Below are 22,075 nucleotides of genomic sequence, written 5' to 3'. Positions count from 1 at the left end.
GTCAGCGTGGCGTGGCCAGCAATTCCAGCCGGGCGAACCGGCTGGCTGCGCGGGTCACCAGGGCGACCACCGCCGAGGAGGCGTTGTCCAGACCATCGGCGGGCAGGGTGGGAGTCGATACGCTGCCACCCGTTTCCATCACAACACCGCGTCTGGCCCGGACCGCGCGCGGCCCGGTTGGGGTGTCGACGACGGCCCCGACCACCTGTCCGGCCTCGAATACCAAGCGCTGCAACGAATTTGATGATTCATCGTCGAGGCCGAGTTCTTCAGCCCGAGCGGCCAGCCACTGGTCCAGCCCCTCGGCGAGGCGACCGTTCTCGACGTCGATCCTCCCCACCACGGCGGCTTCGAGCCTCTCGCCTGCGCTGCGGTAGGTAACGGTCTCCGAGTGCGCGAGGGTGGTGTAGAGCAGTCCGTACGGCGATGCCAGGCAGCGGTTCGCCCAGTCCCTCAGCGCGGAGCCGACGAAGGTGGCGATGCCACCTCGGCGTGACTCGGGCTGCGGGTCGTCCAGGGTGCGCATCGGCACCTGGCTCGGGACGGCGCAGCGGATCAACGGTCCGATGTCCTCGGTGAGCGCGGTGAGGTAGTCGACGGTCGCGGAGTCGGTGATACCGAGTCGGCCCGCCAGGTTGTCGGCCTCGACGCCGGCTGTGTCGGCCCCGTGGCCGGCATCGGCGAAGAAGACCTCCGTCCCGCCTTGGTTGGCGGCACCGATCGCGGCCGCCATGGCTCCGGCGCCGCGACCGATGCAGACGATGTCGACGATGTCGTCCCAGTCGATATCGCTCGACTCGCCGACGGCGTCGGACAGGATGTCGTCGGCATACTTGCCGCTTCGGGCGCTGGGATCCGGCCGCTGGCCGCCCCGCCGTCCCCTACCTGAGCGGTCGCCGAAGTTACCGGACCGCAGCGCCAGGTCCGCCCACCTCAGGTCGGCTTTCTTCGTTCGGGTGAACGAGTTCGCCGGCTGACCGGCGCGCCGCTGCGCCACCGTCCCCACTCCGGCCGGCGTCGCATCCCTCCACGTCGAGGACGAACCAAGAGTTCTCACGTCGGCGATCTTACATACTTTTTGGATGATTTTTATCGATCCTCATGACTTACAGTATTTTGACAGTCGGGCCTCCACCAGGCCCGTCCTCAGTACACATCACCGAAATGGAGGCCTGCTGACAATGCGCATCCAGGTCACCTCATGACACCACCGGCGGACTCAGCCCGCCAGCAGATCATGCGGGCCGCGGCTCACCAGTTCGCGAACCGTTCTTACAGCTTGGTCAGCCTCGACGACATCCTGCGCGAGGCAGAGGTGACCAAAGGTGCGATGTACTTCCATTTCCGTTCCAAGCACGCCTTGGCGCTCGCGCTCATCGACACCCAGAGCGCGATCATGCGAAACACCATCAACGACCTGCTCGCCAACAAACTCTCCGGCCTGGAGACGCTGATCGACATCTGTTTCAACCTCGCGATGCAGGAGGTCACCGAGGATCTGGCCAAGTCGTCGCTGCATCTGCTGGAGGCCATCGGGCGCACCGAGGACATGCAGACCAAACGACTCGCCGAGTGGGTCGCCGGTTTCTCCGAGATCACCCGCCGCGCGGCCGAGGAGGGCGACCTCCTCGACACCGCCGATCCCGCCGATGTGAGCCGGTTGTTCGTCGCGATGTACGCCGGTATCCGGCAGGTCAGCGACCTGGAGAACTGTGAGGAGTATCTGCGCCACATCGAACGGGCGTGGCTTCAGGTGATGCCCGGTGTGGTCCGGGCGGACCGGCTCGACTACTTCGCACAGTTCGTCCACCGGCGCACCGCTGTCGCGATCCGGACCGTCAACCGTTGCTAATCTTGACGTCCACTCCCATCCCGGAGGTCCAACGACGATGGTTCGCCAGGCCAGGTCCGAGGCCACCCGGCGCAAGATTCTCGACGCAGCCATTGAGCTCTTCAGCGAGGTCGGATTCGCGGCCACCAGCCTAGGCGACATCATCGAGCGTGCCGAGATGACCAAAGGTGCGCTCTACTACCATTTCGAATCCAAGGAGTCGCTGGCTTCGGCGATCATCGAAGAGCGGCGGCCAAGGTCTTCGACACCATCAGCACCATCTGTGCGTCAGCTTCGCCCGCACTGGAAAACCTGATGCACAGCTCCTTCGCCGTAGCCGGCCTGGTCACCTCCGATGCCAACGTCCGCACCGGCATCCAGGTTGCCCGCGCCCTTGGTGAGTTCAACGACGCGGTCACCCAGTCCTACCAAGGTGCGCTGGAGCTGGTCACGTCGCAGCTGACGGTTGCCGCGTCCGACGGTGACCTGCGCAGCGCGCTGTCGGTCGACGCGGTGGCCGAGACGCTGCTGGCCACCTATCTGGGCGCGGAGCTGCTGACGGGCCCCAGCGCGCCGAGCACGGAGCTGTTCCGCCGGCTCACCAGGATCTGGGACATCATGCTGCCGGCGATCGCCGATCCGGACGCACTGCCGTTCCTCAAACAGTTCCTGTCGCGCGAAGCGCTCCGCCATGACCAGGGCACGCTGCAGATCGGCGATTGATCAGAGCTCATCGACCCAGAGCCGTTCGGTCAGATCCTGGAACACCGCGAGGGCGAATTGGTCCTCGTCACGCAACGCTGCCGACCGGCTCATGTTGGCCCGCACCGTCGACCCGTCCCGGTGCGCCAGCTCCACGATCAGGTCGGCGTGGGCACGCAGAACGGCGACCGCGGATTCGTCTGCAGTCATGGCACGGAAGATCTCGTGAAAGCCCTTGGCCTGCAACGCTTCGGTGCTGTAGCCGAGCATTTCGCCGAACGCGCTATTGGCGAACAAGATCTCACCGTCGGCGGTGATCGCCAGCACCGGTACCGGAAAGCGTTCCAGGACAACGAGAGCAGGCAGCTGTTGCAGCGCCTCCATCGGCGAGAGCGGCGTCGTCGCGCGTTGGCGGCGTTCACTCACCCGTAAGCCCCAGATCGGCCAATCCCAGCACACTGCGGTACAGCAGGCCCTCGGCCTCGATGATCTCGGCAGCACCCGTCGCCCGGTCCACCACGGTCGCGACGCCGACCACCTCGCCTCCGGCCTCGCGGACGGCGCGCACGGCAGCCAATGGCGAGGCGCCGGTGGTGCTGGTGTCCTCGACGACCAGGACCCGCCGGCCGGCGACGTCGAATCCTTCGATCTGGCGTTGCATGCCATAGGTTTTCGCCGATTTACGTACCACGAAGGCGTCGATGGGGCGGCCCGGCGCGTGCATGATCGCGGTGGCGACCGGATCGGCGCCAAGGGTCAGGCCACCCGCCGCCGCGTAATCCCAGTCGGCGGTGAGTTCGCGCATCAAGACACCGATCAACCGGGAGGCACGGTGATGAAGAGTGGCCCGGCGCAGGTCGACGTAATAGTCGGACTCGCGGCCTGAAGAAAGCACCACCCGGCCCCTGACCACCGACAGGTCGCGCACCAAAGCCGCGAGTTCGGCACGATCGGTCGAGGTCAGCTCACTGCCGTGGGTCACCCGGACAGCCTAACTAGCGTTGGTAGTGCGGCGCCTGGCGGCTGTTGCGCGGCGGCGGGGTCCGTCGCACGGGTTCAGGCCGGCCGGCCTCGCGCCGGACAGCGTCCGGTCGGACCTGCGGTGTGTCGGTGCGCCCCGGTGGCAATTCGGCGCGAGTGGCGGGTGCCAGCGGGCGGCCGGGACCGGCGTTGCGGCGCGGGGCGGCTCCGATCGCAGCCTGTGCCGGCAGCGGCGGCAGTACCCGCAGCAGGTCGTTGAACTGGCGGACGGTGCGCAGCCCTTCGTCCCACTGGGCGCGACTGCTGCCGATCGGCATGCTGATCAGCGTCCAGTTCTCTTCGTTCCACATGATCTCAGCGCAGTCCGGCGCGGTGTGGGCGAAGGTGACCATGCGCCGGTCGCAGGCGCGGCGGGCGGCGTCGAGGTTGGTGGAGTAGACCATCCGCGGTCCGATGGCACCCAACAGCCAGACGTCGTTCTCTCTGGGTTCTTTGACTCCCTTGAGTCGCAGGTCGACGACGACGTTCGTCCCGACCTTGCGATGCAGCGCGATGACAGTGGCGACGTCTTCGAGGTCGAAGATGAACACCGCTTCACCCCGGATCTGGCCGAGCACCACGTTGCGGGCGGTGATATCGCCGACCGTGGACATCACGCCACGTTTCCAGCGCTTGAGGATATCGGCGGATTCAGGCTCGTAGTCGAAGCCATGGGAGCGCGCCCAGGACTTCCGACGACGTCCGAGCCCACGACGCCGATCCAGATCGAAATACAGCAGCACCGCCGCACCCACGAAACAGAGTGCGGATAGCGTGAACCAGAGCGGGACCATTGGACACAGCCTATCTGTTGACGGCGGGTAAATGAGAAGGGCTGCAGGTCACAACCGCGTTACACCCGGGCTTTCTCCCCGCCAACAGACGCAAAGAACCCCCGACACGCCGGGTGCCGGGGGTTCTTTGCGTCTGTTCGGCCGGAGATCGCTAGCTCAGGATCAGGCCGTCGCCGTCAGGACGGAGGTCGACGGTGACGGTGTCGCCGTCGTGCACCTCGCCTGCCAGCAGTTTCTTGGCGAGCTGGTCGCCGATCGCCTGCTGCACCAGCCGGCGCAACGGACGGGCCCCGTAAATCGGGTCGAAGCCACGTTCGGCGAGCCATTCCTTGGCCAGCAGTGAGACCTCGAGGCCGAGGCGCCGCTGCGCGAGCCGCTTCTGCAGCTGAGAGAGCTGGATGTCAACGATCCGGACGAGTTCGTCAGGGGCCAGCCCGTCGAAGATCAGCACGTCGTCGAGCCGGTTGATGAACTCGGGCTTGAACGCCGCCCGCACTGCCGCCATCACCTGCTCCTCGGTGCCGCCCGACCCGAGGTTGGACGTCAGGATCAGGATGGTGTTGCGGAAGTCGACCGTCCGGCCCTGGCCGTCGGTCAACCGACCTTCGTCGAGGACCTGCAACAGCACGTCGAACACATCCGGGTGCGCCTTTTCGACCTCGTCGAACAGCACCACCGTGTACGGGCGTCGCCGCACCGCCTCGGTCAGCTGACCGCCCTGGTCGTAGCCGATGTATCCGGGCGGCGCGCCGACCAGGCGGGCCACCGAGTGCTTCTCGCCGTACTCGCTCATGTCGATGCGGACCATGGCTCGTTCGTCATCGAACAGGAACTCCGCCAGCGCCTTGGCCAGCTCGGTCTTGCCGACGCCGGTCGGGCCGAGGAACAGGAACGATCCGGTCGGCCGGTTCGGATCGGCGACGCCGGCTCTGGTGCGGCGGACCGCATCAGAGACCGCCTGCACGGCCTTGCGTTGCCCGACGACGCGCTTGCCGAGCTCTTCTTCCATCCGCAGCAGCTTGGCGGTCTCACCTTCGAGCATCCGGCCGGCCGGAATCCCGGTCCAGGCCGAGACGACGTCGGCGATGTCGTCAGGACCGACTTCCTCCTTGAGCATCAGGTCGGTCTGCGCCTGAGCAGTGGGGAGGGCGGCGTCGAGCTTCTTCTCGACCTCGGGAATCCGGCCGTAGCGCAGCTCGGCGGCCTTGGCCAGGTCACTGTCGCGTTCGGCCCGGTCGGCCTCACCGCGCAGTGTGTCGAGCTGTTCTTTGAGGTCGCGCACGATGTCGATGGCGTTCTTCTCGTTCTGCCACCGGGTGGTCAGCTGCGAGAGCTTCTCCTGGTAATCGGCCAGTTCCGCCCGCAGCTTCTCCAGACGGTCTTTCGACGCGGCGTCTTCTTCCTTCTCGAGAGCCATCTCTTCGATCTCGAGTCGGCGGACCAGACGCTCGACCGCGTCGATTTCGACGGGCCGCGAGTCGATTTCCATCCGCAGCCGAGACGCTGCCTCGTCGACCAGGTCGATGGCCTTGTCGGGCAGGAAGCGGCTGGTGATGTAGCGGTCGGACAGGGTGGCCGCGGCAACCAGCGCGGAGTCCGTGATCCGGACGCCGTGATGCACCTCGTAGCGGTCCTTGAGCCCGCGCAGGATGCCGACGGTGTCTTCCACCGACGGTTCACCGACCAGCACCTGCTGGAACCGGCGCTCCAGGGCGGCGTCCTTCTCGATGTACTTGCGGTACTCGTCGAGGGTGGTCGCGCCGACCAGCCGCAGCTCGCCACGAGCCAGCATCGGCTTGATCATGTTGCCGGCATCCATCGCCGAGTCGCCGGTCGCGCCGGCTCCCACGATGGTGTGCAGCTCGTCGATGAACGTGATGATCTGGCCGGCCGAGTTCTTGATGTCGTCGAGGACGGCCTTGAGCCGCTCCTCGAACTCACCGCGGTACTTGGCACCGGCGACCATCGACCCGAGATCCAGGGAGACGACGGTCTTGCCCTTGAGGCTCTCCGGCACGTCGCCTTCGATGATGCGCTGGGCTAGGCCCTCGACGATCGCGGTCTTGCCGACGCCGGGCTCACCGATGAGCACCGGGTTGTTCTTCGTACGACGGCTCAGCACCTGCACTACACGACGGATCTCGGTGTCGCGCCCGATGACCGGATCGAGTTTGCCTTCCCTGGCCCGCGCGGTCAGGTCGGTGGAGTACTTCTCCAGCGCCTGATAGGTCGCCTCCGGGTCCGGGCTGGTCACCCGGGCGCTGCCGCGCACCTTGACGAACGCATCACGCAGCGCTTCGGGCGACGCGCCGTGCCCGGTGAGCAGCTTGGCGACCTCGGAGTCGCCAGTGGCCAAGCCGTACAACAGGTGCTCGGTGGAGACGTACTCGTCGTCCATCTCGGTGGCCAGTTGCTGCGCCGCGGTGACCGCAGCCAGCGATTCGCGCGAGAGCTGCGGCGTCGAGTTCGCACCGCTGGCCGACGGAAGCCGTTCGACGAGGCGTTCCGCCTCCGCCCGGATGGTCGCAGGATCTACTCCGACCGCTTCCAGCAGTGGTGCAGCAATGCCGTCGTTTTGCGTCAGCAGTGCCATCAACAGATGCGCGGGCCGGATCTCCGGGTTGCCTGCGGCAGTGGCCGCCTGCAACGCCGAGGTCAGCGCCGCCTGGGTTTTTGTGGTCGGGTTGAACGAGTCCACGACACCTAACCTTTCCTGGTTCGATACGGGTGGGGAAATGCTTCTCGCGTTGTCCAACACAGTCAAGGTTGAGTCTATTCCACTCAAGTCTAGCCGACTTGGTGAGATTGCGCCGCACTCTGGGCGCCGTTCGACGCGGTAGCCGCTACCGTCTGTCTATGTCCGACTCCGGCTCCGGCGATTTCGAGTTCGAACGGAAATTCTTCGTCCACGAATTACCTGCCGTCGCAACCTCTGATCCCAGTCCCGTGCTCATCGTTCAGGCCTATCTGTTCGCATCCGACGGCTACGCGGTCCGCGTACGCCTGCAGGGCCCCGCAACCGGTGAATCCGATACCGCTCCTCACGCGCTGGTGGCATCTCTCGGGGACGAGGCGATAGGCACCATGACCGCCAAGGGGCCTGCCGCCGGTGGCACCCGCTATGAGGCCGAACGAAGCCTCGATCCACTGGTCGCCGGGCAGATCGTTGCGCGCGCGGAACACGTCGTCGCCAAGATCCGCCACTCGGTCTGGCTGGGCGAGGACGGCTGGATCATCGATCGGTTCCTGGCCCGCAACGAGCCCCTCGTGCTCGCCGAGGTCGAGCGCGGCAGCCCGGTAATCGATCTGGTCATACCCGAGTTCTGCGCCACCGAGGTCTCCGAGGACGACCGGTTTCGCAACGAGTACCTGGCACATCAACCGTTCGGCGCCTGGGCCGACGCCTACCGCAGCGAGTTCGAGCTGCTCGGCCCCACTTTCGTCGACACCCTCGGCCGAAACCACTTCGAAGGCACCACCCCGCCACTCCCCGGCTGAGCTGGTGCCGCCGAACCGCTAAGCCACGTTCACCCGACCGTGCACCCAGCCGTCGTCCTCGACGACTCTGATGTCGACGGTCGGTGACATCTCCATGAGATCGGCGAGGATCTTCTTGGCCTGCCGCGGCCCCGGCGGGGCGGGGATGCCACTTCTGGTGAGGCGCTCGCCGTAGCGCAGGCTCACGGGGTAGATCGCCAGCTCACTCAGACACAGATCGCCATCCGGGGTGCTCTGATAGACGGCTCGCGGCACCACCGTCTCGAAGGTGAATTCGTTGGCGAACCCCCCAGTGGCATTGACGATGGCGGACAGGTCGGCGTCCGTAGCGCGCCGCGGATACTCGAACGCCTCGGCAAGCAGGCGCCGGTTGGCCGGCAGTTGGTGTAGCTCCGCGGAGAGGGGCTCCTGAATGTCACTCCAGAAGAAATTGCCCAGCCCCGTGAAAATTGGCTTGCCCCGGTATATTTCGATCGATCCCACATTGTGATTGCCGGTGGTGACGAACGCTGCCGCACCGGCGTCGATGGCGGCACGCGCGACGTCCGACACGAAGGCCGCGGGGCGCAGGATCTGCAAACCCGACTCCCACTCGTTCTCGGCCTGGTGCGCGTGCAGGGCCGCGATCACGAAATCGGAGTGTTGGGCCGCCAATCGGATGTTCTTGAGGATATCGGCGAGGTCGTTCTCGTCCGGTTCGTAGCGCATCGCCCGCTGCTGCGCGGGTGCGAACCGCACACCGAACCGGGTGATGACATCACCGGAGTCCGGGCCCAGCGCGGTCAGCGCGGCGTAGAGCTCCCGCTCGACCAGGTGGGTGGTCTCGATGGCGAGCGCACTGACGCCCGGTCGGCCGGGCGCCGCGCCGCAATAGTGCAGCGCCTCTGACGTCGGCCGGAAGGTCGAGGCGAACGAGACCAGGCCGACGCGTCCCTGCGGCAGTTCGAGGTAGCGGGGTGAGCGAGCGAGCCCGCCGTGCCTGCCGACGCCCGCATGCACGATGCCCGCCTCGTCAAGACGCCGGGACGTCTCGAGCATGCCCTCGAGTCCCCAGTCCAGCGCGTGGTTGTTCGCCCGGGAGACGATCTGCAGGCCGAGCCCGGCGAGATCAGGGGCGACACCGGGGTGACTGGCAAGGGTCCAGTCGGCATCCCACGAGTACGGGCTACCGGTGAAGGTGTCCAAGTCGACGATCGTCGTCTCCAGGTTCCCGTACCGGAGGTCGGCGGAGCGCAGCAGTGCGATCACCCGGGCGAACTCCGGGTCGGCGGCAACGGTCGCGCCCAGCGGCCGCGACATGATGCAGTCCCCGACCGCGATGAAGGTGAATCCCGATGGCATTGCCGACCGGAGTTCGCGGTCGATGGGCCGACGCGGGTCAAACCGCGCCGACCTGGCCACCGGATCCGCCGACAGCGGGCCGCTAACGGGACAGGACCCCTTCTGCTGCGGCGCGGCCGGTACGGACCGCCCCCTCCATGTAACCGGCCACCCAGTAATCCGAGCCAGCGACGAAGAACCGGCCCTCGGGCTGGCTGTGGGTGGGACCGATCGCGGTCAGATCTCCCGGTGCGTAGTGGGCCATGTAGCCCAGCGTGAACGGCTCGGTGGACCACTCTCGGGTGAACAGCGCCGTTGGCTGCGCAGCCTGGGAGCCGTACATCCGGGCCAGCGCGTCGAGCGCATCGCGGTCTCGTGCCGACTGGTCACCGGCCAGATGAAACGCCAGCTGTGACGGCGCGACCAACGCCGAGATGACACCGGGCCCCTGGATCCAGGTCGAGCCCACCAGGCCATCGCTGTAGGACGAGCCGTTCTTGCCGAGATCGCGCCAGAACGATGTCTCGTAGGCCGCAACCACTTTCGCGGTCAGCGAGTTACGCACCCGGCGAAGCGCCCGCAGCCGCTCGGCGCTGAGGCCGCTGATGGCGATCCGCCGCAGGGGTGCGACAGGGATCGCGCAGATGACGTTGGCGGCGGTGACCACTTCGCCGGTGGCAAGTACCACCTCCACCCGATCGGGATGCACGTCGATCGCGGTGACCACGCTGGACAGGCGGATGTGATCGCGCAGTTCCTCGGCCATCCGCGCAGCCACCGTGGCGCTGCCCTCGGCAACCGTGAACTTGGTCCACTGCTCGACGTCGTAGTAGTTGCTGAGCCCGTCACCCGCCACCGCCGCCTTGCGCAGCTCCGCCAGCAGCGACGTGCGTTTGAGGGAATCAGCGGCCAGACCGGCCTTCGCCAGCTCGAACATCCGCACCACGCTGTCGCGTGCGCCGACGCTGCGCAACCACGCGTGGAACGACACGCTGTCGAGCGCTGCAGCGTCGGGATGGGCCCACGGATTGTCCGGGTCGACCCCCTTGGCCAAGTCCACGAACAACCCCACCACGCGGGCGTAGTCGGCATGGTCTTCGTCCGACATCCACGGTGCCGGATCGCCCGTCAGCACCGAATCGTCGATGTCCCAAACGGTCTCGCCCGGTTCGGCGCTGTAGCTCTCGCGCAGCGTGAGCCCGAGCTCGTCGACCAGAGCGCGGTACGAGGTGTGCGCCGTGCCGATCAACTCCCCGCCGAGCTGGACGACCCTGCCGTCGTCCAGCGTGGTCTGCAGAACCCTGCCGCCGATGCGGTCACGCGCCTCCAGCAGCGTCACCTCACACCCGGCGCGGCGTAGATCGCGGGCGGCGCTCAAACCCGCCAGACCCGCTCCGAGCACGACAACATCAAGCATGGCAACTCCTTGAATCAGTAGACGTAGAAACCGCGCCCGGCCTTGCGGCCGGTGTGACCCTGCGCGACGAGTTCTCGCAGAATGGCCGGCGGCGCGAACCGCGGGCCGAGGGTGTCCGCCAAATGGCCGGCGATGTCCAAGCGGACGTCGAGGCCGACGATGTCGGTCAGCGCCAGCGGACCGACGGGGTGTTTGTAGCCGAGCTTCATCGCCGTGTCGATGTCCTCCGCCGATGCGACGCCCTCTTCGAGCATCCGCATCGCCTCCAGCGCTATCACGACACCTAGCCGCGATGTGGCAAAACCAGGCGAATCACGCACGGAGACAGCTTGTTTACCGAGTGCATTGACCCACCGCACCGCATCGGCACGCAGCTGTGGATCCGTCCTGGCACCGTTGACGATCTCGACGAGCTCGCTGGTGGGAACGGGGTTGAAGAAATGCAGGCCGATGAAGCGCTGCGGCGCGTCGAGTGCGCCGGCCAGCGTGTCGATCGACAACGACGAGGTGTTGCTGGCGAGCACACATTCCGGTGCCACCGACTTCTCGACCGCGGTCAGCACGTCGGCCTTGAGCTCGATGATCTCCGGAACGGCCTCGATCACCAGTGCCCGGTCCGCCAGCTCCTCGAACGACGTGACCACGCGCAGCCGACTCGACACCGCTGGCCAGGATTCGGTGACGGTGCCCCGCTCGATCGCGGTGCGGATCGATTTCTCGATGCGGGCGGCGGCCGCCTGTGCGCTGTCGGGGTCGGCTTCTCGGACCACGACCTCGCACCCGGTGGCCAGGAAGGCGTGGGCAATACCCGCGCCCATCCGGCCGCCACCGACGACTCCGACGAGTTCAGGAAGTGCGGACATTGCGCTTCTCCAGAAATGCCGTCATCCGCTCGTACTTCTCGTCGCTTTCGAACAGTAACGCCTGCGCCATGTTGTCGACCACGGGGTGCGCCGACTCCGGCATACCCATGAGTGCCTTGGTGAGCCGGACCGCGGCGGGCGCGCCCTTCGCGACCTGACCAGCCAGCCGAAATGCGCTGTCCAACAATTCTTCCGGCGCGACGACCTCGGTGACCAGTCCGGCCGTGAGCGCCTCCTGCGCATCGAGAACGCGCCCGGCCAGCAGGATGTGCTTGGCCATCGGCTCCCCGACCAGGGCCGCGAGCCGCCAACTCCCACCGGCCGCGGCGGCAACACCGAGACCCACTTCCGGATTACCGAACCGGGCGTTGACGGTCGCGATGCGGAAGTCGGCGGCGTAGGCCAGTTCGGCACCGCCGCCCAGGGCCCAGCCGTCGACGGCCGCGATGACGGGCATCGGCAGCTGTGCGATCCGCCGGAACAGGAACGAGTTGATCCCGGCCAGTGCCTGCGGGGCACGCCGGTCCCGCATTTCGGCCAGGTCGGCGCCCGCGGCGAACACCCCGCCGGATCCGCTGAGCACCAGCGTCCGCGGCGTCACCTCCAGACGTTCGCAGACTTCGTGCAGCTCTGCCGCCATGCCGGCGTCGATCGCGTTCTTCTTCTCCGGACGCGACAGCTGCACGTGCAGACAGTGCTGTTGTTCCGTGACGGTTATTGCCTGGGTCATGATTCCTGTCATCCGAGATCTCTGAGAATGCTCTTTTGCCAGCGCTTCTCGGCGAACAGCTGATCGCCGTCGAAGGCTTCGACGTGCACGTCGAGGTGTAGGTGCGTGGCGTCGAGGTCGACTGTCATCGTGGACTGCGTAGCGGTGCGACCTTCGGGGAACTCGACATCGAAGCGGGCGAATGCCTCCGCCCGTTGCGCGAAGGTCCGGGTGTCCAGCTCGACCAGTCCCGTGTAGTGCTCGCGACAGCGATAACCCTTTGTGCTCACCCAGTCGCTGCCATGCTCGGTTCGGCATCTCGTCCTGCGCGCCAACACATCTCGTTCGACCGCCCAGGTAATTCCGTCCGAGCTCTGCAACTTCTCCGGCACGACGTGCACCAGCTCGGGCTCGTCGAGGTCGTCCAGACTCGTCAACACCGGAACGGACAGCCGGGATGCTTCGCGGTCGATCTCCAGGGTGAGGGGTTCCGGTGGAACGGTGGCGTTGGGCCAGTCGCCGCCCGCGACCGCGAGCCGCAGTAGGTGCCCGTCGTCGAGACTCCATGCGGTCGCCTCGAGTTCGACATCGACGTCGACCCACTCACCGGGCTCCAACGCCACCGGGTCGGCGTCATAACCGCCACGGTGAGTCAGGTTCAGGAACCCGCGGGTGATCAACACCGAGGTGCCATCGGCGAACACGTCGCACAGTTTGGCCGACACGGACGCCACCGGGCGATCCGCACGGACCCGTAGCCGCAGTATGGGATGGCCGTAGACGTGCAGATCGTCCCCCGGGAAGTCCCACGTCAGCGATCCCGCATTGTCGTAGCGTTGGTCGGTCGGCTGCCCCCAGGGCAGTGCCCCCGCGCAGCTGTTCCAGGCTGCTGTACCGATATCGCCGATCATCGCGTGCTGGACAACGCCGGTGCCCAGATCGAAGTCGAGGGTCTTGTTGTCCGCCAACGGCATTCCCGGGTGCGCCCGCCACACTCCCCTCAGCTCGGCCAGGTCGGGTTCGGGCCGGGTGCTTCGGCGGTGGAAGATCTGGACGCGCGGTTCGGTGTCCACTCCGTTGTCGTCGTCACGAAGCCACCGGTCGAACCAGCGCGCCATCTCGGCGGTCAGGTCCACCCATGGTCCGGGCAGCGACGTCTCGGTCCCCATGTGACTCCATGGCCCGATCAACAGCTTCCACGGCGTGCCGGCCTCTTCGAGCGCCTCCACGGTGCGGAAGGTGTTGTTGCGGTAGCCATCCGCCCAACCGGCGACGATCATCGTCGGGCAGGTCACGCGGGCGTAGTCGGGCCGGATCGAACCCTGCTGCCAATAGGGTTGGCGACGTTGCTCGGCCCGCCAGGTGAACAACCACGGCTCGTTGGACTCGATCCGGTGCCGCCATTGCGCACGCCAGTCGCCCGACCACAGCGCCGGAACCGGCGGCATGGCATTCATGGCGACCATGAAGGACGGATAGTCGACCAAGTCCAGCAGCCGCAATGCGCCGCCGATGTTGTGCACGTCGTCGTTGTAACGGTCATCCGAGGAGTAGACGGGCACGATCGCTTTGAGCGCGGCGGGCCGGGTGGCCGCGACCTGCAGCGAGTTGAATCCGCTGTAGGACCAACCGAACATGCCGACAGAGCCATTCGACCACTGCTGCGCCGCCAGCCAGTCGATCACCGTGTTCAGGTCGTCGAGTTCGGTGACCGGGTATTCGTCGGTGGCCGGTCCACCGGAGGATCCGGTGCCCCGCACATCGACGCGGCACACGGCGAAACCGTATTGGGTGACCAGCCTGTCATATAGATCCCGCTCCAGCATGTCGTCCTTGCGGTACGGCAGCGCCTCGACCAGAACCGGCACGGGCCCGTCGGTGATCGGGCGGTACAGCGTCATAGCCAGCGCGACACCGTCGGCCATCTCCAGGGTGATGTCCTCGGTGCTCAGTGCGTAATCGGTCATTGGGCAACAACCTCCAGGGTGCGGTTCTTCGCGAGCGGGCCCGACAGTTTCCGGGTGTGGGGCGACGAGCCCAGTACCGCCGACAGCAGCTTCTTGGTATACGGATGTTGTGGTTCGCCAGTGACGTCGGCGGTGTCACCCGACTCGACGATCTTGCCCTGGCACATCACCGCCACCTGGTCGCTGATCCGGCGGACGACGTCGATGTCGTGCGTGATGAACAGGTACGCCAGCCCGTGCTCCCGTTGCAATCGGAGCAGTAAGTTGAGGATCTGGGCCTGGACGGACACATCGAGCGCCGAGGTGGGCTCGTCACACACGATGAGGTCCGGCTCGGTGGCCAGCGCACGCGCAATCGCGATGCGCTGCCGTTGTCCGCCGGAGAAGCCGGTGACCCGGCAGTCCAGATCGATATCGGTCATCCCGCACAGGTCGAGCAGCTCACGCACCTTCTCCCGGCCACCCTTGCGGTAATGGCCTTGCGCACGTAGCGGTTCGGCGACCACTTCACCCACGGTGAAACGCGGGTCGATCGAGTCATAGGGATCCTGCAACACCACGCCCACGGTTCGCTGAAGAGCTCGGGCGGCCCGTCCGCGGCGGGGCCGAGGCCGACCACCGAACAGCACCGTGCCGGAGTCTGCCGTCTCCAGACCGGTCACGATGCGGGCCAGGGTGGACTTTCCGGAACCCGACTCCCCCACCAGGCTGGTCGTCTTGCCGCACTCGACAGTTAGCGATACCTCGTCGAGTACCGTGACCTTACCGAATCGCTTTGATACCGATCTGATTTCCACGATCGGCGGCTTCTCGGTCATCTACCTGCTCCGATCTCGAGTGGATGATGACAGGCCGTCCAATGCGCCGGCGTCATCTCGAGAGAATGCGGCGCCTCGGTGCGGCACTGTTCATCGGCGCCATCGCAGCGCGGCGAGAACGGGCAGCCGACGCGGGGCGCCCGTGACGACGGGCTTCCGGGAATGGAGCTGAACGGATCCTTGAGGCCGGCCGATCTACCGCTCCGGAAACACTCGAGCAGCCGTCCGGTGTAGGGATTGCGCGGCGTGTCGAACACCGAATAGACATCACTCATTTCCAGCATCTGACCGCCGTAGAGCACTGCCACCGAATCGGCCATCTCGGCGACAACTGACATGTCGTGAGTTATCCACAGGCAGGTCAACCCGTTTCGCTCTTGGAGGTCGACGATCAGGGCCAGGATTTCGGCCTGAACCGTCACGTCCAGTGCCGTCGTCGGCTCGTCCGCGATCAACAGGGCGGGCTCGAACGCCAGCGCCATCGCGATCATCACCCGCTGCCGCATACCGCCGGACAGCTGATACGGATACATCTCGGCGACCCGTCCGGGGTTGTGGATGTTGACCTGCTCCAGTGCGGCGATGGTCTTCTCGCGGGCCACGCTGCGCTTGTCACCGCCGCGCACGGCGTAGATCTCGCTGACCTGGCGACCGATCCGCACCACCGGGTTCAGGGCCGCCAATGCGTCCTGGGCCAGATACGCCACGGCGTGGCCCCGCATTTCCCGTAGCGCCTGCCCGGTCAGGCCCAGTACGTCGACACCGCCGATGTCGGCGGTCCCCGAGTCGATGGTGGCGTCGGTGGTCAACAGTCGGCTCACCGCCAGCGCGATGGTGGACTTGCCGGATCCGGATTCACCGACCAGCGCCAGCGTGGTGCCGGCCTTGATCTCGAAGCTCACATCGCGCACCGCGTGGTGGTCGCCATAGGATACGGACAGATTCCGCACCACGACATCTGACCCGACGGTGCGCACCGGTGGCTCGGGCTGCGCGTCAGGGCGCGCACCGCTCACCATATTGACGGCGGATTTCACAGTGCACCTACCTTTGTCCGTGGGTCGACGAACGCCCGAATGACGTCGGCTGCCAGGTTTCCGAGTACGACGACCACCGCCGCGATGATGACCGTTCCCATCAGGACGGGACGGTCGACGTCGGCGAAGGCCTGCGTCTGCAGGGCGCCGATTCCCGGCCACCCGAAGATCGCCTCGACAAACACCACGCCGGAGAACATGATGGCGATGTCCATGCCCAGCATGGTGATCGAGGGTGGTAACGCGTTGCGCAGCACGTGCCTGGTGACGATGTAACGCGTGGGGAGCCCTTTGGCCACAGCGGTGCGGGTGTAGGGGGCCCCCAGGGCGTCTTTCATTCCGTCTCGCACCAGGTTCGCGTAGTACGGCGCTCCCAGCACGCCGAGTGTCACCGCGGGCAGTACGAGGTGCGACCAGCCCGTGCCGCCGTCCACGGGGAACACCGGGATCAGATAGCCGAAGCAGAGCAGCAGCAGAAACCCGAGCGCGAATGCCGGTATGGACAGCAGTGCGACGTTGACGGCCGCCAGCGCCCAGCTGCGGTCCTGCCGCAACGCTTCCCACAATCCGAGACCGGCACCGAGTATTACCTCGATCATCAGCGCGGCGAGGGCCAGCATCCCGGTGGCGGGCAGGCGCTCGAGAATCAGGTCGAGCACCGGCCGGTTCCTGGTGTAGGACTCACCGAGGTTGCCGTGCAGCACCGAAGTGAAGTAGTTCCACAATTGCAGCGGCAGTGGGTCATTGAGGTGCAGTCGGGTCCGAATACTGGCGAGCAGTTCCGGCGTCGCTTTGGGACCGGCGATGGTTCGGGCCGGATCACCGGGCATCAGGTACTGGATGATGAAGGTCAGCAGGATGACCAGCGCGATGGTGAGGATGCCGTACAGCACCCGCCGGGTCAGATATCGAGCCATGAATGCCGCTCCGAAAGAGAGTTACGTCGGTTGATACCTTCAGCGATAAGGACGAATGACAGCACCGTCGCCACCGTCAGCGCCAGTGGAACCAGCAGTAGGTGTGGCGCGTAATCAATTGCAGCGGCACCGTTTTGCAGGAGGTTTCCGAGTTCGGGCTGCGGCGCCTGGATACCGGCGCCGAGGTAGGACAAGCCGGCGCCGATCACGACGACGGCCGCCCCGTTGAGTGCTGCGATATTGATCAGCACAGTGGAGGTGTGCGGCAGAACGTGCCTTCGTAGGATGGTGAATCGCGCGACGCCGTGCACGGTGGCCGCTTCGACGAATCCCCGGCCCCGCAGGCGCAGCACCTCGCCGTAGACCAGCCGGGCAGTCCAGGCCCAGTACAGCGCGGTGACCACGACGACGATGCCCCACATGCCCCGACCGACGATGCTGGCCAATGCAAGCCCCGATAGCACGACGGGGATGGAGAGGAAGACATCCACGATGCGCATCAGGCTCTGCTCGACAAACGATCCGAAGAAGCCGGCCAGCAGCCCGACCACAGTACCCAGCAGAAGCGAGGTGACGTTTGCGACGATCGCGACGAACAGGGTGGAGCGCAGGCCGGTCACGCTGCGGGCCAACATGTCTCGGCCAAGAGAATCGGTGCCGAAGATGTGGTGCGGACTGAACATGCCCAACGGGGCGCCGAGATCGGTGAGACCGTCCGTGTGCATGACATAGGGCGAGCCGAACAACGGCGCCAGCAAAGCTAATATCATCAGGGCGGCAAGGAGCCCGGCTCCGAGGTAGAGCACCCGACTTCGGTGGGGAGCCTTGCGCGGCTTGTCCGACACGTCGAGCTCATCGCGCACCGCCGCGGCAACGATCGTGCTCATGTCACACCCACATTCGATCGTAGTAACTGCCAGTCTCACAGCGCATCTGGTAGTTCTGCACCCGCGGGGAACGCATCGCTACGAACCGCAGGCTGGCGGTGAACACCCCGGGAGCGTCCGCGGCGACCATGGTCTCCGCATCGGCCAGGTAGCGGTTGCTGTCCTCGACGGTCAGGCTGTTCTGCGACTTCGCGATCAATGCGTCAACGGCGGTGTTCGAATAACCCTGGTAGTTCGACGACGCGCCGGTGACGAAGTTGCCGGCCAACAGGTCCAAACCGGTGGGCTGCACCTGATAGTAACCCCGGCCGAATGCGTCGGCGTCGCCGTGCTCCACCGCGGTCCAGAAGGCCGCATTGCTCAGCGTGGTGACCTTGAGGTTGACCCCGATCGGCGCCCATTGCTGTTGGAGAACCTGACTGGCGCTGAGCCAGTAATCGTCTTCACTGCAGTAGAAATCGAGGTCGAGTGATTGCACTCCGGCCTCTTTCATCAGTGCTCTCGCCCGATCCGGATCCAACGTGTACGGCGTGACCGTGCGGCGATAGTCGGGCTCGTCGTCGGGTATGACCGCACCCCACGACACCTGCAGGCCTCGCGAGAACTTGGCCAGCTGTTCGCGGTCGGTCACCCAGTTCAGCGCCTGGCGGATCCGGGGATCTTTGAGCTTGTCGCTGTCCACGTTGAAGGCAACCCAGCTCGCGCCGAGGGTGGGGATGTCGACGGTGAACTTGTCTCTGAGTTCGCTGTTGCCCTGAACTCGCGCGGCGATGCTCTGGGTGAGGCCCTCACCGAGGATGTCGACGTCACCGTTCTGCAATTGCAGAAACTGCAGGGCCGGATCGATGCCCCATCGGTATTCGACAGAATCGAGGAACGGCAGACCGGCCCAGGCGAAGTGGGGGTTGCGAACGAACCGGGCATGCCGGTTCTTGGTGTCGTAAGACGTGATCATGAACGGCCCGTTACCCACCGGGGTGCGGTTGAACTGTGCGCCGAGGCGCTCGACCTCTTCTTGGGGCAGGGCAGCGGCATAGGGCTGGGAAAGCTGGCCGAGGAAGGTGATATCGGGCTCTTTGAGATCGACGACCAGGGTGTGATCGTCGCGGGCCACCAGACCGGGTAGCTCGGTGGACGTGCCCGCAATGAACTCGTCGGCCCCCTTGATCGACGCGAAGTACTGTGCGGCCCAGGATTCGGTCGCAGGATCGAGCACTCGACGCCAGGCGTAGACGTAGTCGGCGGCGACGACCGGGCGACCGTTGTGGAATGCGAAATCGGGTCGAAGTTTGATGACGTAGCGGGTGCCGTCCTGCGAGATCTCCGGCATGGCCGCGGCCGCCGCCGGTGCGGCCGAGCCCTTCTGCCCGGCGAACCGGAAGAGCGGCATATAGAGCAAGCTGGTCAGCGCCTCCCACGAATGCAGGTCATAGCCGATGGCCGCGTCGTAGGAATTGCCTTCCGCCGTCCAGGCCGTGACCACCCCACCACCGGAGCGGCCCCGATCCACGCTGCCGGGGCCCGGCGGCGCGGCGGTCACCCCGGATGGCGGACCCTCGATCTGCGTCGCACTCACCCCGGATTTTCGCCCGCACGAGGCCAGTACGACCGCCATGCTGCCTGCGCCGCCGATGGCGAGGAAGCCCCGCCGACTGACATCGGTCATGATTGCTCTCCTGGGAACAGCACGCTCTTCACTTCGAGATACTCGCGCAATCCGTGCAGCCCGAGCTCACGTCCGTTACCGGACTGCTTGTAACCGCCGGTGGGCGCCACCACGTCGAACGGGCCACCGTTGAGCACCACCCGACCGGTTTCCAATCGCCCTGCCACAGCAAGCATCCGAGCCGTATCGGTACCCCAGACCGCACCGCTGAGCCCGTAGATGGAATCGTTGGCGATCCGCACCGCGTCGTCGTCATCGTCGTAGGCCATCACCAAGGCGACGGGACCGAAGATCTCTTCGCGTTCGATGGTCATCCCCGGCTCGACACCGGCGAAGACGGTGGGCAACACCCAGTATCCGTCGCGCATCTCGTCGTCGAGGGCGGCCTCGTCGGGCACTCCCCCACACAGCAGCCGGGCGCCCTCGTCGACTCCGACCTGCAGGTAACGCCGCACAGTTTCATATTGAGCCCGGGTGGCGATGGGGCCGATGTGGTCACCGGGCAGCCGTGGATCACCGATCTCCCAGCCACCGGCGAGCTCTGCGGCGATGCTGATGGCTTCCTCATATCGATGACGCGGGACCAGGATTCGCGCGCACGCGGTGCAGGTCTGACCGGAGTTGTAGAACACACCGGCCAGCGCACCTGACAATGCGGTGGTCAGGTCGACGCCGTCGTCGAGGATGATGGCCGCCGACTTGCCGCCCAGTTCCAGGCCGACCCGCTTGACGGTGGCCGACGCGGCGGCGCTCACCCGCCTGCCTGCCTCCGTGGAACCGGTGAAAGACACTGCCGCGATTCCCGGATGTGTCGAGATAGCCTCCCCGACAACACTTCCACTTCCGGTCACCAGATTGACGATGCCCGGGGGAGCGCCCAGATCACCGGCCACCTCGACGATGGTCTCGACCAGCAGGACTGCGTCCAGCGGAGCGTCCTGACTCGGTTTGAAGACCACAGTGCAACCGGCGGCGAGAGCGGCGGCGATCTTGATGGCGGCCAGGTACAGCGGGTAGTTCCACGGCGTGATGGCGGCGACGACGCCGATCGGTTCGTATCGCACGACACCGGCGCGCAACGGCTCAGACCAGACGAACTCACGGGCGATCGTCGCGTAAGACCGGAACACATCGATGGCCAGCTGCGTCTGAACGTCCCTGGCGTTGTCGACGGGCGCCCCCATCTCGGCGGTGATCACTGCGGCGAAGTCATCGATCCGGTCGGTGATCCGTTGCGCCACGCGATCGAGCAGGTCCGCCCGGAACGCGGGATCGGAGCTGCCCCAGTGCCTTCCCGCATCGCGGGCCGCCGCAACGGCGCGATCCACATCGACCGGGCCGCCTACCGGCGCGTACCCGATCACCCGGCCCGTTGCTGGGTCGACCACCTCGGCCGGCTCGACGGGTGTTGCGGGCAAGCACTGTTGGCCGCCGATCAGCAGCCGATCGGTACTGCCCACGACGAACGCCGGGGAGCTCATCGCGCTGTCAGCTTGTCCAGCAGCCAGCTCTGGTAGCCGGCGATCAGCTTCTCGGACTCCAGCATGATCCGGCCCTGTTCCACTGCGCCGGAACGGATCCCGTTCTGCACCGATTCCACCAGAACGGTGTCCTCCGCGCCGACCTCGTTGTCGAACACGATCATGTCGTCGATCCACTGTTGCGAGACATCCGGACTGAAGTAGTAGTCCAGGAAGCCGTGACTGTTGTCCGGACCCATCGGGATGATCGGGCCGATCGACAGGTTCGGCAGGCCGGGGTTGATGTTGACCTTCATATTGGGGAACACCGCGAAGTAGCGGCCTTCCGGGACCGCGCCGTCGCGGCCCGTGTAGCCCTGGCCCGGCGCGGCGCCGGGGCTCAGCTGGCGCAGCGGACCGTTCTGCCAGGCCAGCGTCGGCTCGAGGACGAGCTGGTAGGCGGACATGTCGGTGTCCAGGACGTGACTGAAGCCAGGATGGGCGTTGGGGCAGTGGTAACACTCGAGGTAGTTCTCGATCGCGACCTTCCAGTTGCATTTCAGGTCGTATTCGACGCGGAAATGGAACGTCAGGTTGTCCACGTCGATGCCCGCGCCTGCGGTCAGGGCGGGCACATCGGCGAGTTGGGCCTCTAGCGGTTCCGGCGACTCGGCCAGATTGGCGAACAGGAACGGTCCCCAGGTGGCAGCCGAGGCCTTGCGCAGCCCCAAATCCGACTGGGGGAAGTCCACTTCCGATTTGGAGCGCGGCGCACCCTTGAGGCTGCCGTCGAGGCCGTAAGTCCAGGCGTGGTAGTGGCACGACAGGCTGCGGCGGAGGCCGCACTCTTCGAGCACCACCTTGGCCGCGCGGTGCCGGCACACATTGTGGAAGGCGTTGAGTGAGCCATCGCGGTCACGCACCACCACGATCGGCCGCCCGGCGATATCGGCGGTGACGAACTGACCTGCCTCGGCGACGTCGGCGGCCCGGCCGATGTACTGCCAGGTGTCGGAGTAGATCCGGTCGATCTCGGCAGCGGTGACAGCCGGATCGGTATACCAGGACAGCGGCAGGGTCTTGCCCGTCGCGAGCTCTTGGGCGATACGGGCGGCCTCGTCGGGCGTCACGTGGAATGCGGTGCTATTGGTCAAAGAGGTGCTGTTCAT

21 protein-coding genes are annotated in these 22,075 nt (G+C 66.1%); 4 read left to right on the top strand and 17 right to left on the bottom strand.

Annotated elements, in window-relative coordinates:
• Window position 1: 1 nt before the first annotated feature.
• Window positions 2-1,057: an FAD-dependent oxidoreductase gene (locus H7J73_RS29445; protein WP_264071361.1), complete on the bottom strand. Its 1,056-nt coding sequence runs from the start codon at window positions 1,055-1,057 to the stop codon at window positions 2-4.
• Window positions 1,058-1,201: 144 nt separating this feature from the next.
• Between H7J73_RS29445 and H7J73_RS29440 the strand changes: the two genes are divergently transcribed.
• The 3 genes from H7J73_RS29440 to H7J73_RS29430 are packed head-to-tail and all read left to right on the top strand — an operon-like array spanning window position 1,202 to window position 2,554.
• Window positions 1,202-1,852 (top strand): TetR family transcriptional regulator, encoded by a 651-nt coding sequence (locus H7J73_RS29440; protein WP_264071360.1) that lies wholly within the window; start codon window positions 1,202-1,204, stop codon window positions 1,850-1,852.
• Between the two features lie 37 nt (window positions 1,853-1,889).
• On the top strand, window positions 1,890-2,147 hold the full coding sequence (locus H7J73_RS29435; RefSeq protein ID WP_264071359.1) for a TetR family transcriptional regulator: 258 nt from the start codon (window positions 1,890-1,892) through the stop codon (window positions 2,145-2,147).
• Window positions 2,147-2,554: a hypothetical protein gene (locus tag H7J73_RS29430; protein WP_264071358.1), complete on the top strand. Its 408-nt coding sequence runs from the start codon at window positions 2,147-2,149 to the stop codon at window positions 2,552-2,554. The genes H7J73_RS29435 and H7J73_RS29430 overlap by 1 nt, the downstream gene beginning before the upstream one ends.
• On the opposite strand, the gene H7J73_RS29425 is transcribed toward H7J73_RS29430, so the two are convergent.
• The 4 genes from H7J73_RS29425 to clpB all read right to left on the bottom strand — a co-directional run bounded on the left by H7J73_RS29425 (window position 2,555) and on the right by clpB (window position 7,045).
• Window positions 2,555-2,917, bottom strand: a complete 363-nt coding sequence (locus tag H7J73_RS29425) for a PAS domain S-box protein (RefSeq protein ID WP_264071665.1) — start codon at window positions 2,915-2,917, stop codon at window positions 2,555-2,557.
• Between the two features lie 34 nt (window positions 2,918-2,951).
• The gene (gene pyrE, locus H7J73_RS29420; protein ID WP_264071664.1) at window positions 2,952-3,497 is read right to left on the bottom strand and encodes an orotate phosphoribosyltransferase; all 546 of its coding nucleotides are present in this window, start codon (window positions 3,495-3,497) and stop codon (window positions 2,952-2,954) included.
• A 31-nt stretch (window positions 3,498-3,528) separates the two neighbouring features.
• Window positions 3,529-4,347, bottom strand: coding sequence for a trehalose monomycolate transport factor TtfA (gene ttfA, locus H7J73_RS29415; RefSeq protein ID WP_264071357.1), 819 nt, complete (start codon window positions 4,345-4,347; stop codon window positions 3,529-3,531).
• Window positions 4,348-4,498: 151 nt separating this feature from the next.
• Window positions 4,499-7,045, bottom strand: coding sequence for an ATP-dependent chaperone ClpB (gene clpB, locus H7J73_RS29410; protein WP_264071356.1), 2,547 nt, complete (start codon window positions 7,043-7,045; stop codon window positions 4,499-4,501).
• Window positions 7,046-7,203: 158 nt separating this feature from the next.
• On the opposite strand from clpB, the gene H7J73_RS29405 reads away from it, so the two are divergent.
• Window positions 7,204-7,845: a CYTH domain-containing protein gene (locus H7J73_RS29405; RefSeq protein WP_264071355.1), complete on the top strand. Its 642-nt coding sequence runs from the start codon at window positions 7,204-7,206 to the stop codon at window positions 7,843-7,845.
• An 18-nt stretch (window positions 7,846-7,863) separates the two neighbouring features.
• On the opposite strand, the gene H7J73_RS29400 is transcribed toward H7J73_RS29405, so the two are convergent.
• From H7J73_RS29400 to H7J73_RS29345, 12 genes are all read right to left on the bottom strand, one after another.
• A complete protein-coding gene (locus H7J73_RS29400) occupies window positions 7,864-9,186 on the bottom strand; it encodes a CapA family protein (protein WP_264071354.1) in 1,323 nt (440 codons plus the stop codon).
• Window positions 9,187-9,268: 82 nt separating this feature from the next.
• Window positions 9,269-10,597 carry a flavin monoamine oxidase family protein gene (locus H7J73_RS29395; RefSeq protein WP_353962014.1) on the bottom strand — a complete coding sequence of 443 codons (1,329 nt, stop codon included), beginning with the start codon at window positions 10,595-10,597 and terminating at the stop codon, window positions 9,269-9,271.
• Window positions 10,597-11,445 (bottom strand): 3-hydroxyacyl-CoA dehydrogenase family protein, encoded by an 849-nt coding sequence (locus H7J73_RS29390; RefSeq protein ID WP_264071352.1) that lies wholly within the window; start codon window positions 11,443-11,445, stop codon window positions 10,597-10,599. The genes H7J73_RS29395 and H7J73_RS29390 overlap by 1 nt, the downstream gene beginning before the upstream one ends.
• Window positions 11,429-12,175, bottom strand: coding sequence for an enoyl-CoA hydratase/isomerase family protein (locus H7J73_RS29385; protein ID WP_264071351.1), 747 nt, complete (start codon window positions 12,173-12,175; stop codon window positions 11,429-11,431). The genes H7J73_RS29390 and H7J73_RS29385 overlap by 17 nt, the downstream gene beginning before the upstream one ends.
• 8 nt (window positions 12,176-12,183) lie before the next feature.
• Window positions 12,184-14,121 (bottom strand): CocE/NonD family hydrolase, encoded by a 1,938-nt coding sequence (locus H7J73_RS29380; protein ID WP_264071350.1) that lies wholly within the window; start codon window positions 14,119-14,121, stop codon window positions 12,184-12,186.
• Window positions 14,118-14,939, bottom strand: coding sequence for an ABC transporter ATP-binding protein (locus H7J73_RS29375; RefSeq protein WP_264071349.1), 822 nt, complete (start codon window positions 14,937-14,939; stop codon window positions 14,118-14,120). The genes H7J73_RS29380 and H7J73_RS29375 overlap by 4 nt, the downstream gene beginning before the upstream one ends.
• Window positions 14,936-15,976: an ABC transporter ATP-binding protein gene (locus tag H7J73_RS29370; RefSeq protein WP_264071348.1), complete on the bottom strand. Its 1,041-nt coding sequence runs from the start codon at window positions 15,974-15,976 to the stop codon at window positions 14,936-14,938. The genes H7J73_RS29375 and H7J73_RS29370 overlap by 4 nt, the downstream gene beginning before the upstream one ends.
• On the bottom strand, window positions 15,973-16,893 hold the full coding sequence (locus tag H7J73_RS29365) for an ABC transporter permease (RefSeq protein ID WP_264071347.1): 921 nt from the start codon (window positions 16,891-16,893) through the stop codon (window positions 15,973-15,975). Before H7J73_RS29365 ends, H7J73_RS29370 begins: the two co-directional genes overlap by 4 nt.
• Complete coding sequence (locus H7J73_RS29360; RefSeq protein WP_264071346.1) at window positions 16,878-17,780, bottom strand: ABC transporter permease; 903 nt, start codon at window positions 17,778-17,780, stop codon at window positions 16,878-16,880. The genes H7J73_RS29365 and H7J73_RS29360 overlap by 16 nt, the downstream gene beginning before the upstream one ends.
• Before the next feature lies 1 nt (window position 17,781).
• Complete coding sequence (locus H7J73_RS29355) at window positions 17,782-19,446, bottom strand: ABC transporter substrate-binding protein (protein ID WP_264071345.1); 1,665 nt, start codon at window positions 19,444-19,446, stop codon at window positions 17,782-17,784.
• Entirely contained in the window at window positions 19,443-20,927 is a 1,485-nt protein-coding gene (locus H7J73_RS29350; protein WP_264071344.1) for an aldehyde dehydrogenase family protein, read from the bottom strand. Before H7J73_RS29350 ends, H7J73_RS29355 begins: the two co-directional genes overlap by 4 nt.
• The gene (locus tag H7J73_RS29345; RefSeq protein WP_264071343.1) at window positions 20,924-22,075 is read right to left on the bottom strand and encodes an aromatic ring-hydroxylating oxygenase subunit alpha; all 1,152 of its coding nucleotides are present in this window, start codon (window positions 22,073-22,075) and stop codon (window positions 20,924-20,926) included. The genes H7J73_RS29350 and H7J73_RS29345 overlap by 4 nt, the downstream gene beginning before the upstream one ends.

This window comes from Mycolicibacterium komossense (genome assembly GCF_025822605.1).
Lineage (GTDB): Bacteria > Actinomycetota > Actinomycetes > Mycobacteriales > Mycobacteriaceae > Mycobacterium > Mycobacterium komossense.
This window is presented reverse-complemented; position numbering and strand designations above follow the sequence as displayed.